The sequence below is a fragment of the Chitinophaga sp. YIM B06452 genome, assembly GCF_039655965.1.
Lineage (GTDB): Bacteria > Bacteroidota > Bacteroidia > Chitinophagales > Chitinophagaceae > Chitinophaga.
The window spans coordinates 1,725,563-1,739,622 of record NZ_JAWLKY010000001.1; the positions used below are offsets into that span (position 1 = coordinate 1,725,563).

The window sequence follows — 14,060 nt, forward strand, 5'->3', positions numbered from 1 at the left end:
GATAATAACCACAATCTCAGTACCAAAGTTCAAATACAGTGAGAATAACGGGATAGTAAAAAACTGATTTACAGGGAAAACACGCAGCAAAATGCGTACATCTACGCTTGATATACCCTCGGGAGGGTAGTAGTTTTGTGACATGCTTAAGGATCGCATTTAACCCCAAATAAGCAGTTCAGAATAAGAAAAGTTAAGGTACACAGTTATGTTAACCCCAGTTACAGTTTTAGGGCCGTCCCGGACTTGCTCCGTGACGGCCCTGTTTTTTTGGAGCATATCTTATTTCACGTCCACCCACATCCCGTTATCCCTGATAAGGTTGATCAGTTCGCTTACCGCTACATCGCTGCTGAGGCCGCGTTTCACCACTTCCTTGCCGCGGTAAAGCGTGATCTTGCCTACGCCGCTGCCCACGTAACCAAAGTCTGCGTCGGCCATTTCGCCGGGACCGTTCACGATGCAGCCCATGATGGCGATCTTCACGCCTTTAAGGTGATTGGTCACTGCCCGGATGCGCGCCGTGGTTTCCTGCAGGTCGAACAGGGTTCTGCCGCAGGAAGGGCAGGAGATATATTCTGTTTTGGAGATCCTGGAGCGGGTGGCCTGCAGGATGCCGAAAGCAATGTTGTTGATCAGTTCCAGCGGTTCTTTTACAGTGCCGGGCTGCCTGTTGAGCGACGGATCGGGCAGGGCTTTGAGCCACAGGCCTTCCCCGAAACCATCCAGCAGTAAGGCGCCGGTTTCGGTGGCATAATGTATCAGGTCATCGTCTGCATTGCCATGGCCGCTGTTGCACATGAGCACAACGGGTTGGGAGATCCGCCGCTCCATCATGTCAATGAGCGCACGCCTTACCATGGCCATGGCATGGGCTGAGTTGGAATACAATACAGGCACTGCGTCTTTGGCTTCGGCCAGCGTTTCCAGGAACGACGTGAATTCGGCTGAACCAAGATCATCCGCATGGGCAGCCACGAAGTTCATCTTCGCGAGGCGGCCCTCCTTGCGGGCTGCGAGGTAGCTGTGCACGTCCAGGTAGGGGAAATATTTTTCTTTGTCTTCCGCATGCAGCCATGCCGGGTGCTGCACGATCACTTTGAGCGTGCCCGGCAGCGCGAACGGCAGTATGTGATGGCCGGTGAAGATATAATCCGCGGCTGCATCGCCGATGTTCCATTTGTCGGTGGCTTCGTCGTAGTGATAGCCGATGCCGCGCAGATCGTGATGGGTAATGGTTTTGAGATGGCTGAGATCCGCTACTACCACGGGCACCTGTTTCCCGCCGATGTTATCCACGGCAACGCTTTCTCTTTTGGCAAAGTTGAAAGGGGAATAAGGCAGTTTCTCCGGGTTGCCGAGCGGCTGGATGGGCGCGTGGGAAACGCGGCTGCTGTAGCGTTTCACGATGTCGCGGCATACGGGTAGCTCAAATTCCGGGTCTTCCGTAAGGGATACGCGGATGGTATCACCCACGCCGTCTTCCAGGAGCGTGCCGATGCCTACTGCTGATTTAATGCGGCCGTCTTCTCCGTCGCCGGCTTCGGTTACGCCGAGGTGAAGCGGGTAGCAGTGGCCAAGCTCCTGCTGCATGGTGTTCACCAGCAGGCGGTAAGCCTGTACCATTACCTGCGGGTTGCTCGCTTTCATGCTCAGCACGATGTTGCGGTAATGCAGGTCTTCAGCAATGCGGAGAAATTCCATGGCGCTTTCCACCATGCCCATGGGCGTGTCTCCATAGCGGCTCATGATGCGGTCGCTGAGGGAACCGTGGTTGGTACCGATGCGCATGGCGGTGCCGTACTCCTTGCAGATGTTCACCAGCGGGGTAAAGCGTTCCCGGATGCGGTCAATTTCTTCCTGGTATTCCGCATCAGTATATTCCAGCAGCTCAAATTTCTTTTTATCTACGTAATTGCCGGGGTTCACACGCACCTTTTCAACAATACGGGCAGCCACTTCGGCGGCATTGGGCGTGAAGTGGATATCGGCCACCAGCGGGGTGTTATATCCTCTTTTGCGTAATTCGTTCTTAATATTCAGCAGGTTTTCCGCTTCGTTTTTACTGGGTGCCGTAATGCGCACCAGCTCGGCCCCGGCCTCTATGCAGCGGATAGACTGCTCCACGGTACCTTTGGTATCCATGGTGTCCGTAGTGGTCATGGTCTGAATGCGGATAGGATGGTAATTGCCGATGGTTAGGTCCCCCACTTTAACTTCCAGTGTGGCCAGCCGCTCATATTTGGTCAGCGAAGGGCTATATAATTGCATGAAATTGAGTCTAAGTTGTGCCACAAAATTAGCAAATTATTCAGCGATCCTTCTTCTTCATATTTTGTTATTTTATATGAGCGGTAACGCACACGGGGTTAATTTCCCTAGTTTTATCGTGTCAATTTGTTTGTAACCAGCTATTTAACCACTATATGCAGCAAAATAATACCGTGGATACGATACCCTATCAACAATTACCGCTCACCGGGCAATTCAGCGTGTTCGAGGTGGAGAGCTTTAAGACGGAACTGGCGGGCATTCCCCACCGGCATCACGATTTCCAGATCCTGTGGTTCACCAGGGCCGCGGGAGATCATATCGTGGATTTCGTGACCTATGAGCTGAAAGACAATATGCTCTTTCTTTTAAGGCCGGGGCAGGTGCACCAGTTACCCGCCAAAGGCATCTTTGGGTTCAGCATCACGTTCACGGAGAAATTTTATTTTTCCAACAAGCACGAACGCGAGACCTTATACGATTTCACCACCCTGTTCGACGATTCTCAGGAATATGCGCCCATCTTTATCAGCAAGCCGGCGGCGGCCAACCTGGGCATGATCATCACGCTCATGCGGCAGGAGCTGTCCGCGCAGTTCGAAGGCAGCAGCAGCAGCGTGATCAAGCATTACCTGAACGCTTTCCTCTTGCTGGCGGAGCGGGAGAAAAAACATAACGTTGCGAACTCGCCTATCCTGCTGAACCACGACACCAGGATCATCCAGCTGCGCAGGCTGGTGGAAAAGAACTTCAGGACGGAGCACCAGGCCGGGTTCTACGCGCAGCAATTTTCACTTACGCCCAAACGGCTGAACGAGATCACAAGGGACGCCATCAATAAAACGGTAACGGATATGGTGCACGACCGCCTGGTGCTGGAAGCAAAACGCCAGCTGGCCTTCAGCAACCGCAGTGTGAAGGAGATCTGCTACGAGCTTGGGTTCGAGGACCCGGCTTATTTCAGCCGTTTTTTCAGGAACCACGCGGGCACTTCGCCCCATGAATTCAGGGAAACAATGTTCAAATAATACCAGTTAATCTTCCCTTTGTCCAAACCGGGAGGATAATTGCGAAGTAATTTTACACCACGTTTTAACGGAACCCATGCTTTAGACGCGTTTTAAGTGAACGCGTTTCTTTATTTGGAAAGGAAAGTAGAAATAAAAACCGTCCCGAATTTTTCGGGACGGTTTAGTTTTTTATGCAAGTATGTTTGGGCGCCGTTACCAATCTTTCTCTACACTGCCCGGCGTGCCTTTCACTTTCTTCATCTTATCTTCCTGGAGTTTCTTTTCCTGCTGTGCAAGGTTCTGCAGGAGGCGCTTGGCTTCTTCAGGCGAAAGCTTGCTGGGCTTGGGCTGCGGTTGCTGCTGCTGTTCCTTGTCCTGCTCTTTCTCATCCTGGTTTTGTTTCTGATCCTGCTTCTGCTGGTCTTTTTTCTCCTGGTCCTTTTTGTCTTTCTGGTCTTTTTGTTTGTCCTTGTTCTCTTTATCATCTTTGCCGCCGCCCTGCTGCTGTTGTTTTTTCAGCATGGCTTGTGCGTAGGCAAGGTTATAGCGGGCCTGTTCGTCTGCGGGATTGGCTTTGAGGGAGGCTTTGTAGCTTTTGATGCTTTCTTCCCACTTTTTATCTTCCATGAAGGTATTGCCGATGTTGTAGCTCGCGTCTGCCTTCACATCTTTCCCGGTGGCGGTTTTGATGGTATTGGCATATTGCTGGCGGGCAGCGTCGAAGCGTTTTTGTTCGTAGTATGAATTGGCCAGGTTGTAGCTGCCTTCCACGGATTTGTTGTTCCGTTCCAGCGCCTTTTTGTAGCTGGCTTCGGCATCGGCGTACTGCTGCTTTTTGTATTGGGCATTGCCCTGGCGGATCAGTTTGCTGGTGCCTTCCTGTGCAAATGCGCCTGCTTGCGCAAACAAGGTTGCTATAACGGTAATGGTTATATGAAAAATATATTTCCTCATGCTGCGTCTGCTGTTTTAAGTCCGGGCAGTGCTGCTTCCCCCGCTTTTTTCTTCCTGCCTTCCGGCACGAAGAATTCCAGCAATATCAGTACCAGGCAGATGCCCAGGAAGTATTGAAAATAACTGTTGTAGTCGGTGAACACGTTTTCGCCGAACTCTTTCTGCTCCATTTTATCGATCTTATCCGCCAGCGCATCCACTACCTCGTCTGTATTGTTCATGAGATGCAAGTACATGCCTTTGCCGGTGGAGGCAAGGGCTTTGAGCGCGTCTTCGTTCAGTTTGGATACAACGGTATTGCCTTCATTGTCTTTTTTCAACCCGCCTGTTTCAGGATCGGGAAGGGGCGAGCCGGTAGGGGAGCCGATACCGACAGTGTTGATCACCACGCCGTTTTCCAGCGCTTTTTTGGCTTCGTTGATGGCGCCTTCGTTATGGTCTTCGCCGTCTGAAATAATGATAAGCGCTTTGTGCTTGCGTTCTTTTTTATTGAATCCTTCGTCAGACACACGGATGGCCTCGTCGATCTCCGTACCCTGGCGGGGGATGAGGTCGGGCGTGATGCTGCCGAGGTACATGCGGGCGGCGGAATAGTCGATAGTAAGCGGCATTTGCAGGTAGGCGTTGCCGGCGAACACGACCAGGCCCACACGGTCATTGTCCAGCTTTTCCATCAGCTTGGTGACCAGCTGCTTGGCACGGGTGAGGCGGTCGGGCTTGGCGTCTGTGGCCAGCATGCTCTTGCTCACGTCCAGCGCGATGATCACGTCCACGCCTTTGCGGGTGATCTTATCCACGCGGCTGCCTTTCTGGAGATTGGCCAGGCCGATCACGCCGAAAAAGAAGGCGGTGAAAAGCAGCAGGAACTTGAAAGTGAAAAGGCGGCGGGAATACCCGCTGAAAAGCTTTTCCACCATAACGGGATCGCCCATACGGCGAATGGAACGGCGCTTCCACCAGGTTACCCAGGCGAAGGAAAGGGCCAGTATGATCAGAAGGACGAAAGCCCAGAGGTATTCAGTATGTTGAAATCTTAACATGGTTAAAACAGCAACCCCGGCTCAGGCCGGGGAGCAATTTCAAAAATAATTTTTTTATAACGTATTACAAGGGTGTTCTGAAATGATTTAGGAGTTTTTTAACAGCGGCTTACTTTTCTCCTTTGAAAAAGCCCTCTTCGGTGAGGATGCTGCGGGTCAGCTCCATGCGCAGACCCTCGATATCGGGGTCCGGGTCTTCCGTTTCGAAATTCAGCACAAAAAAGGTGGGATGCAGGTTTTCCTCGACCCAGCCTACCATCCAGCCGATGTGTTTTGCGCCTGCGCGGCCCCAGCCGCCTTTCCAGGCCAGGATATATTTGGGGGTCGTCTCTTGGATCATCATGCCGCAAACCAGTTGCTGCGCGCGTTTCTGGTAAGGCAACTGGTTGAAATACAGCTGTTTTACGAAGCCCAGCTGCTCGTCGGGCGATATCTGGAGGGAGTTGTCCAGCCAGAAAGTATCGATCCTGCTGATCTTTTTATTGCCGTAACCGACAGAATCCAGCCAGCGCTGCATGGTATCTTTGCCAATGCGGCGGGCGATCTCCTGGAAATAAGGCACGGAGGAAACGCGGAAAGCCTGTGACATGGTCAGGTCGCGGTTCCAGGACGTATCCGGGCGAACGATGCTGTCCCACCTGATGACCATATTGGTATCGCTGGCTGCGCCGGTATGCAGTGCGGTGAGGGAATTGAATATCTTGAAGGTGGACGCCGGCGTGAAACGTTGTTTGGCGCGGTCTATATTATACACCTTGAATGTGCCCTGGCCGTTGTCAAACATCATGAAAGTGCCTTCCAGTTTATGTTTGGCGAAATATTTCTCCCATTCTTTAGCATCTTTCACGTTGTTGGGAGTGCAGGCGCCGAAAAGGATGGCGATGGTCAGCAGCAGGCCGGACAATTTCATCAGTATACGTTTTTTGTTGACGGGGCAAAAGTACGGCAAGCCGCTATAAAAAAGAATGACGGGCGTTTGTTTCTGCCCGTCATCCTGGAATTATCTTCCCCCGGCGGGGAATGGTATGTTTTAAACGGTGGCGGTGGCCTTCAGCACGCCCAGTTCTTTGCCGATCTTGGTGAAGGCGGTAATCGCTTTGTCCAGGTGGGCCTGCGTATGCGCTGCGCTCAGCTGCACGCGGATGCGGGCCTGGCCTTTGGGCACCACGGGGTAGAAGAACCCGATCACGTAAATGCCTTCCTGGAGCAGTTTGTCTGCGAATTCCTGGCTCAGCTTGGCGTCATAGAGCATGACGGGAACGATGGGATGGTCGCCGGGCTTGATATCGAAACCGGCGGCGGTGATTTTTTCCCGGAAGTAGCGGGTGTTGAATTCCAGTTTATCGCGCAGCTCGGTGGTTTCGCTCAGCATGTCCAGCACGGCGATAGAAGCGCCTACGATGCTGGGGGCCACGGAGTTGGAGAAGAGGTAGGGGCGGCTGCGCTGGCGGAGCATGTCTATCACTTCTTTCTTCCCGCTGGTGAAACCGCCGGAAGCGCCGCCCAGGGCTTTGCCGAGGGTGCCGGTAATGATGTCTACCCGGCCCATCACGCCGCGGTATTCATGGGTGCCGCGGCCGGTTTTGCCGAGAAAGCCGCTGCTGTGGCTCTCATCGCTCATCACGATGGCGTCGTATTTATCGGCCAGGTCGCAGATCTTGTCCAGCTGGGCAATGGTGCCGTCCATGCTGAAAGAGCCGTCTGTCACGATAATGCGGCTGCGCGCGCCGGCGGCTTCCTTGAGCTTCGCTTCAAGGTCTGCCATATTGTTGTGCTCGTAGCGGAAGCGCTGGGCTTTGCAGAGACGTACGCCGTCTATGATGGAGGCATGGTTGAGGGCGTCGGAAATGATGGCGTCCTGCTCGGAAAAGAGCGGCTCAAACACGCCGCCGTTGGCGTCGAAGGCGGCCACATAGAGGATAGTATCTTCGGTGCCGAGGAATTTGGATATCTTTTGTTCCAGCTCGGCATGAATATCCTGCGTGCCGCAAATGAAGCGCACGCTGCTCATGCCGTAGCCATGGGTATCTATGGCTTCTTTCGCTGCCGCCACCACCTTGGGGTGGGAGGAAAGGCCCAGGTAATTGTTGGCGCAGAGGTTGATCACGGTTTTGCCGCCCACGGTAATTTCCGCGCCCTGCTCCGAAGTAATGATCCTTTCCCGCTTGTACAGCCCGGCATTATTGATTTCATCCAGCTCGAGTTGTAAACGTTTGATGAAATTTTGGTTCATGATTTTGTTTGTTTTTGTCTGTCACTAACAAAGTTAGGGCAATAAATGTATCAAGGATTGCAAAGGGTGGGACGGGTAAATGCGGGAAGGATAAAAAGTTTGACGGAGGTGTAACATTTGTTTGCCGGTTTGCGTCATACAATTATCATAGACGGTAGATTATGACGAAAGTACTGTTCGCCCCATGATCCGGTGGTTTGCTCTATCCGCCTTCTGCCTCCCGGCTTTTACGGCTGTTTTCGGGGGCGGGATGCCCGTCGGGCGCCGCCTAAGGTGCGCTGGTCCCCTGGTTGTTGCTGAGCGGGGGATCGTTAAAAAGCGTGGCGTATGGTGGAATTTCTGTCATGAAACTGGTGATATAGCCGGTCCGGTCCCCATCCGAAGGGAAAGTCGGCGCTATTCAACAATTTGTCGGAAATTAGCACTCTAAAGAACCTATCGCCGGATGACGGAAAAGGAGTACAACAAATGCGTGGATCTGTATAGCGATAATCTCTTCCGTTTTATTGTCAAGAACCTGGAACATGCGGAAGATGCCAGGGATGTAGTACAGAATGCGTTTGAAATATTATGGAAACATTGTAATGATGTGCCTTTTGAGAAGGCCAAAAGTTACTTGTTTACCGTAGCGTACCATAATATGATCGATCATGTGCGGAAGGTGAAAAGGGTGTCGCTGGTAGAGGAGTTCAGGGAAGAGGCGAAGGTGACGGAACAAAAGATACACAATGCCAGGGCCATTATAGAAAAGGCGCTTAACCGCCTCAGCGACGTACAGCGGTCCCTGATAGTCCTGAAAGACTATGAAGGGTACAGCTACGAAGAAATAGGGGAGATCATGAAGCTCAACCCCTCGCAGGTGAAAGTTTACCTGCACCGGGCAAGAGCCCACCTGAAGGAATACCTGGTGAAAATGGAAAACGTGATTTAGAAAAAGGTATTCAAAATCAGTATTTTATGTCGATAGACATTCACATATCAAACTACGAGGAGTATCTCTACAGCTATGTAGACGGGGAGTTGACGCCGGAGGAAATACTGGCGCTCGAACTTTTCATTGACCAGCACCCGCACCTCCGGGCCGAGCTGGACCAGCTGATGGCCACCCGCCTCCAGCCGGAACCCCTCGTTTTCAGCAATAAGGCCAGCCTCTACAAAAGCAGCCAGGCACAGGAAGAGAACTTCGAAAGCCGGCTGCTCAGCTATATGGACGGCGAGCTGAGCCCCCAGGCTGCCAAAGAGCTGGAGGCTTTCATGGACGTGCACCCGCAGCTCAGGCAGGAACTGGCCGTTTGGGAAAAAACGCGCCTGGAGCCGGATCTTTCCGTTCGTTTTGAGAATAAACCGGTGCTTTACCGTCATGCCGCCCGCACGGTACGCATGCGCCCTGCTTACTGGTGGGCTGCCGCAGCGGTACTCGCCGGCGCGCTTTTCCTGTTAAGGAATTCCTTTATGCAGGACGATCCGGCAACCCCTGCCGTGACCGCCGCCAACCAACCGGCCCAGCCTGCAGATGCCGGGGTGGTGGAAAACAAAGCCAGCACACAGCCGGTTCCTGCGGAAACCGTTCCCGCCCCGCCACTGGTGAAGGAAAATACGGTTGAGCAGGCCCCTGCCCAAAAGGAAAATACAGTTGCCCGCCCCGTTCTGGCGCAGGCTTCTTCCAGTAAGACCGCCAATACGGAAACCGTACCGAACAACGATGTGGAGCGGGCTGCCATAGCAGCGGACCTTTCCAGCCTCCGTACGCATGCCCCCGAGCCCGCCGCCCGCCAGGCTGTGAGTGCGGACCTGACCAACGGCATCCCGAAGGTAAAAGAGAGCGAAACGGTGCTGGCTATGAACGGCAAGCCGTCTATCGACATACAGGCTGCAGCCCCGCTGGCTACCCCGCCGCCCGCACAGGAGCCCGGGGAGCTGATCATGTCCGTGACCGGCAACGGGCTGGAGAGCAAGGTGCTGGATAAGGTCACGAATGTGGCCAAGCTGTTTTCAAGAAAAAGAAATAATAAATAATGGACCGTCATAAAACGGCACAGTCATATGAAGCATAGAATTTTACTCACCCTTTTTACGATCTTCCTGTCTGCGGGCGCTTTTGCCCAACAGGCGGCCATAGATACCATACAGATCAAGGGATTGATCATCGTAAAAGGTAAAACCGCCGAAGGGAAGAGTGTTTTCAAAGCCTACCAGGATACTGCCTATGCACGCCAGAAGCTGAAAAAGAACCTGCACACCAAGTGGCTGGTGGTAGACCTGGGCTTTAACAATTATCGCGACAAGAGCGATTATCCCGCCGCCATGATCATGTCCCTGCACCCGGGCGGGGGCGGCGCGGCCTATTATCCCGGTGTAAGCTATGGCCAGGCGTATGCCAGCAAGAGCTTCGATTATTCCGGCGCGGCGCTCAACAACTTTGCCCCCCGCATGGCCAGCGAACCGCTCACGCCCGCGGAGTTCAAGGTGATACCCGCCAAATCCATCAACTTCAACGTGTGGGTGATCATGCAAAGGCTGAACATCAGGAAACATAAACTGAACCTGATATATGCGCTGGGCCTGGAGATGAACAATTACCGGTTCGCCCGCAACATCACGTATGTGCCGGGTTATTCCACCACGGTTATCCGCGATTCGGTGAATTTTTCGAAGAATAAATTATATGCACAATACCTGTCAGTCCCGCTTATGCTGAACTTTAATTCAAATCCTGCAAAACCTGGCAGGAGTTTTGAAGTAAGTTTAGGCGTTCAAGGTGGTTACCTGCTTAAATCCCGTACCAAACAGGTGAGCGAAGAACGCGGTAAAGTAAGATTGACAGACGATTTCAGCCTGAATAAATGGAGATTCGGACTCACCGGCGAAGTAGCCTACGGGCCCATTAAGCTCTACAGTAATTTTGCGCTGACCCCGCTACACGATTACGGCCTTGAACAGTACCCTTTTTCAGTCGGTTTTCGGTTTAACGGTTTCTAATACTTACCTTTGCAGAACCGTATAAAGCAAAAAGCAGGGAAAACCAGGAAATATATGAATAGGTTGGGTAACAATCCTATGGTTTGAGTTATCCTATTAAAACTGTACACAACCAAACTTGAGAAGTATGCGATCCATCTTGTCGTTTGTTGCTGTAGTGAGTGGAATAGTGTTGATGCATGCAAGCAAATTGAAATTACCGGCCAGTCCTACGGAATTGAGTGGAACCCCGAATCCCGCCACCGAAGTGAACATCCCCGGAAGCACACCTAAATTACCTGCCCCGCAGGCAACGGAATCACTGGTTTACATGCCCGACAGCCTCTTCCAGGCATACCGCGGGGATCATAACCTGTACGTTACCAATCATTATCACGTATTGTACGTTAAAACAGACTCAACGTTCCAGACTGCCGCCGGCCCGCTGGTACCCCATCGCGTGTTTGCGACCAGCCTGATGTATTGGTAATCGGTTGCAGCCGGACTTTTTGACCATTCATCCTGTCAAGGCGCATATTTTCAAGGTTTCAGCGCCGAATGTGCCCGCGCATTTTTATATTTGGTTTGAAAATCTTCAAACCAACTGTATGAGAATTATTAATCTGTTCCTCGTCCTGGTGCTGGCCGCCACCCAGCAAGTCTCGGCCCAGGCAAAGCACGAATGGAAAAACGCCTCCTCCGGCGGGTATTCCTACCGCTATATTTCCGGCGACCCGATGCAGGCCCGCTTTTATACCCTGAAGAACGGCCTTACCGTTATACTCAGCGTCAATAAAAAAGATCCCCGCATCCAAACCCTCATTGGCGTTCGCGCCGGCAGCAACAACGATCCGAAAGACCATACCGGCCTGGCGCACTACCTGGAGCACCTGCTCTTCAAAGGCACCACCCACTTCGGCTCGCTGGACTGGAGTAAAGAAAAACCCCTCCTGGACCAGATCACCGCGCTGTACGACCAATACAACAAAACCACCGGCACGGAAGCCCGCAAAGCCGTTTACCACCAGATAGACAGCGTTTCAGGCCTCGCGGCGAAATACGCGATCGCCAATGAATACGATAAAATGATGACCAATATGGGCGCCCAGGGTACCAACGCACATACCTGGGTAGAAGAGACCGTGTACGAAGAAGACATCCCGTCCACCGCCGTAGACAAGTTCCTGGCCGTGCAGGCAGAACGTTTCAAAAATCCCGTGTTCCGCATCTTCCACACCGAGCTCGAAGCCGTGTACGAAGAAAAGAACCGCGGGCTGGACAACGATGGCCGCAAGATGTACGAAACCATGCTGGAAACCATGTTCCCCACGCACAACTACGGGCAACAGTCCACCATCGGCACTGTCGAGCACCTCAAGAACCCTTCGCTGATCGCGATCCGTAAATTCTACAACGAATACTACGTTCCCAACAATATGGCCCTCGTGATGGCCGGGGATTTTGATCCCGATTATGTGATCAAACGCATCGATGAATCTTTTGCCTACATGCAGAAGAAACCCGTGCCCGAATACAAAGCCCCGGTGGAAAAGCCCATCACCAGCCCCATCGTGAAAGAAGTGTTTGGCCCTGACGCAGAGAATGTAAACATCGCCTATCGCATGCCCGGCGCGCTGGACACCAAAAACGCCGTGATCCTCACCGTGCTGTCGCAGATACTGTCCAACGGCAAAGCCGGCCTGATGGACCTGAACCTGAACAAACAACAGAAAGTGCTGGGCGCCAGCGTTAGCAACATGCCCTGGAAAGACTACACGGTATTTTCCCTCAGCGGCCGTGCCAAACAAGGCCAGAGCCTCGATGAAGTGAAAGACCTCCTGCTGGCACAGGTAGACATTCTCCGCAAAGGCCAGTTCGATGAAAGCCTCATCACCGCTATCGTAAACAACTTCAAACTGTACGAGATACAGGGCCTGGAAAGCAACGGCAACCGCGCCAACAGCCTGATGGACGCCTTCATTAAACACCGCGGCCAGAACTGGCTGTACGATGTGGCTTACATCGAAGACATGAGCAAAGTGACCAGGAAAGACATCATGGACTTTGCCAACAAATACCTCGTCAACAATTACGTACTGCTGTACAAACGCAAAGGCGAAGACAAGAGCATTGTGAAGGTTGAAAAACCACCGATCACTCCCGTAGAAGTGAACCGCGACGCACAGTCCGACTTCCTGCAAAAGGTAGCCGCCATGCCCGAAACCCCTGTGAAACCGCAATGGCTGGATTACAGCAAAGACATCCAGAAAGGGAAGGCCGGCCATGCGGACCTGCTGTATGTACAAAATAAAGACAACGGCCTGTTCCGCCTGTATTACCGCTTCAACATGGGCAGCTGGAACAACAAAAAGCTGCCGCTGGCCGCGCAGTACCTGCAGTTCCTGGGCACAGACAAATATTCTTCCGAAGAGATCAGCAAACAGTTTTACAATATCGCCTGCAACTTCGCCGTGCAACCCGGCAACGAAGAAACCACCATTTCCATCACCGGCCTGCAGGAGAATTTTGACAAGGCGGTTGAGCTGTTCGACCACCTGATCAACAATTGCAAAGCAGACGAACAGGTGCTGGCCGGCATGAAGAACAGGCTGCAGAAAGTGCGTGCCGATAACAAGCTGAACAAAGCGCAAATCCTCAGCGGCCTGCGTTCCTATGCAACATACGGGGCAAAGAATCCGTTCAATAACCAGCTAAGCACCGAAGAACTGAACGCGATCACCGCCGCGGAGCTGGTAGCCATCCTGCATGAGCTGCCCTCATACCGCCATACCGTGATCTACTATGGTCCCGACCAGCTGGACGCCGCCTCAGCGAAGATCGCGAAGCTGCACCAGCAGCCGGCTTCCTTCAAAGAAGATATGCCGCAGCAGCAATTCGAGAAAGCCGTGATGCAGCAGAATAAAGTACTGTTTGCAGACTACGACATGGTGCAGGCTGAAGTGAACTGGGTGCGCAACGGCGAGCTGTACGATCCGCGCCAGGCAGCCGTGGTGAACCTTTTCAACAATTACTTCGGCGGCGGCATGGGCTCTATCGTATTCCAGACCATCCGTGAATCCAAGGCGCTGGCGTATTCCACTTACGCGGTATATGCACAGCCCAATAAAAAGACAGACCGCTATGCCGTGCTTGCTTACGTAGGCAGCCAGGCAGACAAGATCAGCGAAGCGATTGCAGGGATGAACGAACTGCTGAATGTGATCCCTGAATCTGAAAAGAGCTTCGAAACCGCCCGCAGCAGCCTCAAGAAAGACCTCGAAACAGAGAGGATCACGCAAGACGGCATCGTGTTCAGCTACCTCAGCGCACAAAAGCTCGGGCTGGATACAGACATCCGCAAGAGCGTGTACGAAACCATAGATAACCTGAAATTTGACGATGTGAAAAAACTTCACCAGCAGAATATTGCCGGTAAGCCTTATTCCTACTGCATCCTGGCATCTGAGAAAAAAGTGAGCCTCGATGATCTGAAGAAATATGGCGATGTACAAAAAGTTTCGCTGGAAGAGATCTTCGGTTATTAATCCGTTGCATCAAACTAAAAATACAGGGATGAGACGCGCAATTGCGCGT

General features: G+C 52.5%; 11 protein-coding genes. 6 read left to right on the plus strand and 5 right to left on the minus strand.

Going from position 1 to position 14,060, the window contains the following annotated elements:
• Positions 1–282: 282 nt before the first annotated feature.
• The gene (gene ispG, locus R3I13_RS06870) at positions 283–2,295 is read right to left on the minus strand and encodes a (E)-4-hydroxy-3-methylbut-2-enyl-diphosphate synthase (protein ID WP_346317188.1); all 2,013 of its coding nucleotides are present in this window, start codon (positions 2,293–2,295) and stop codon (positions 283–285) included.
• 131 nt (positions 2,296–2,426) lie between these two features.
• Here ispG and R3I13_RS06875 point away from each other — a divergent pair, with 131 nt between their 5' ends.
• Positions 2,427–3,299, plus strand: coding sequence for a helix-turn-helix domain-containing protein (locus tag R3I13_RS06875; RefSeq protein ID WP_346317189.1), 873 nt, complete (start codon positions 2,427–2,429; stop codon positions 3,297–3,299).
• A gap of 195 nt (positions 3,300–3,494) precedes the next feature.
• On the opposite strand, the gene R3I13_RS06880 is transcribed toward R3I13_RS06875, so the two are convergent.
• The 4 genes from R3I13_RS06880 to kbl form a co-directional block, all read right to left on the minus strand.
• The gene (locus R3I13_RS06880) at positions 3,495–4,235 is read right to left on the minus strand and encodes a tetratricopeptide repeat protein (RefSeq protein ID WP_346317190.1); all 741 of its coding nucleotides are present in this window, start codon (positions 4,233–4,235) and stop codon (positions 3,495–3,497) included.
• Entirely contained in the window at positions 4,232–5,275 is a 1,044-nt protein-coding gene (locus R3I13_RS06885; RefSeq protein WP_346317191.1) for a VWA domain-containing protein, read from the minus strand. Before R3I13_RS06885 ends, R3I13_RS06880 begins: the two co-directional genes overlap by 4 nt.
• A 109-nt stretch (positions 5,276–5,384) precedes the next feature.
• A complete protein-coding gene (locus tag R3I13_RS06890) occupies positions 5,385–6,185 on the minus strand; it encodes a penicillin-binding transpeptidase domain-containing protein (RefSeq protein WP_346317192.1) in 801 nt (266 codons plus the stop codon).
• 120 nt (positions 6,186–6,305) lie between these two features.
• A complete protein-coding gene (gene kbl / locus R3I13_RS06895; RefSeq protein ID WP_346317193.1) occupies positions 6,306–7,508 on the minus strand; it encodes a glycine C-acetyltransferase in 1,203 nt (400 codons plus the stop codon).
• A gap of 445 nt (positions 7,509–7,953) precedes the next feature.
• On the opposite strand from kbl, the gene R3I13_RS06900 reads away from it, so the two are divergent.
• The 5 genes from R3I13_RS06900 to R3I13_RS06920 all read left to right on the plus strand — a co-directional run bounded on the left by R3I13_RS06900 (position 7,954) and on the right by R3I13_RS06920 (position 14,011).
• Positions 7,954–8,439: an RNA polymerase sigma factor gene (locus tag R3I13_RS06900; protein WP_346317194.1), complete on the plus strand. Its 486-nt coding sequence runs from the start codon at positions 7,954–7,956 to the stop codon at positions 8,437–8,439.
• Positions 8,440–8,465: 26 nt separating this feature from the next.
• Positions 8,466–9,524: a hypothetical protein gene (locus tag R3I13_RS06905; protein ID WP_346317195.1), complete on the plus strand. Its 1,059-nt coding sequence runs from the start codon at positions 8,466–8,468 to the stop codon at positions 9,522–9,524.
• 27 nt (positions 9,525–9,551) lie between these two features.
• Positions 9,552–10,487, plus strand: coding sequence for an outer membrane beta-barrel protein (locus R3I13_RS06910; protein ID WP_346317196.1), 936 nt, complete (start codon positions 9,552–9,554; stop codon positions 10,485–10,487).
• A gap of 127 nt (positions 10,488–10,614) precedes the next feature.
• The gene (locus tag R3I13_RS06915; RefSeq protein ID WP_346317197.1) at positions 10,615–10,956 is read left to right on the plus strand and encodes a hypothetical protein; all 342 of its coding nucleotides are present in this window, start codon (positions 10,615–10,617) and stop codon (positions 10,954–10,956) included.
• 118 nt (positions 10,957–11,074) lie between these two features.
• Complete coding sequence (locus tag R3I13_RS06920) at positions 11,075–14,011, plus strand: insulinase family protein (RefSeq protein ID WP_346317198.1); 2,937 nt, start codon at positions 11,075–11,077, stop codon at positions 14,009–14,011.
• Positions 14,012–14,060: the final 49 nt, after the last annotated feature.

Bases quoted from the DNA above. Each gene is read 5' to 3' on its own strand.
- R3I13_RS06880 (WP_346317190.1), bottom strand. From the start codon at position 4,235: ATGAGGAAATATATTTTTCATATAACCATTACCGTTATAGCAACCTTG.
- kbl (WP_346317193.1), bottom strand. From the start codon at position 7,508: ATGAACCAAAATTTCATCAAACGTTTACAACTCGAGCTGGATGAAATC.
- R3I13_RS06890 (WP_346317192.1), bottom strand. From the start codon at position 6,185: ATGAAATTGTCCGGCCTGCTGCTGACCATCGCCATCCTTTTCGGCGCC.
- R3I13_RS06920 (WP_346317198.1), top strand. From the start codon at position 11,075: ATGAGAATTATTAATCTGTTCCTCGTCCTGGTGCTGGCCGCCACCCAG.
- R3I13_RS06910 (WP_346317196.1), top strand. From the start codon at position 9,552: ATGAAGCATAGAATTTTACTCACCCTTTTTACGATCTTCCTGTCTGCG.
- R3I13_RS06900 (WP_346317194.1), top strand. From the start codon at position 7,954: ATGACGGAAAAGGAGTACAACAAATGCGTGGATCTGTATAGCGATAAT.
- R3I13_RS06875 (WP_346317189.1), top strand. From the start codon at position 2,427: ATGCAGCAAAATAATACCGTGGATACGATACCCTATCAACAATTACCG.
- R3I13_RS06915 (WP_346317197.1), top strand. From the start codon at position 10,615: ATGCGATCCATCTTGTCGTTTGTTGCTGTAGTGAGTGGAATAGTGTTG.
- R3I13_RS06905 (WP_346317195.1), top strand. From the start codon at position 8,466: ATGTCGATAGACATTCACATATCAAACTACGAGGAGTATCTCTACAGC.
- R3I13_RS06885 (WP_346317191.1), bottom strand. From the start codon at position 5,275: ATGTTAAGATTTCAACATACTGAATACCTCTGGGCTTTCGTCCTTCTG.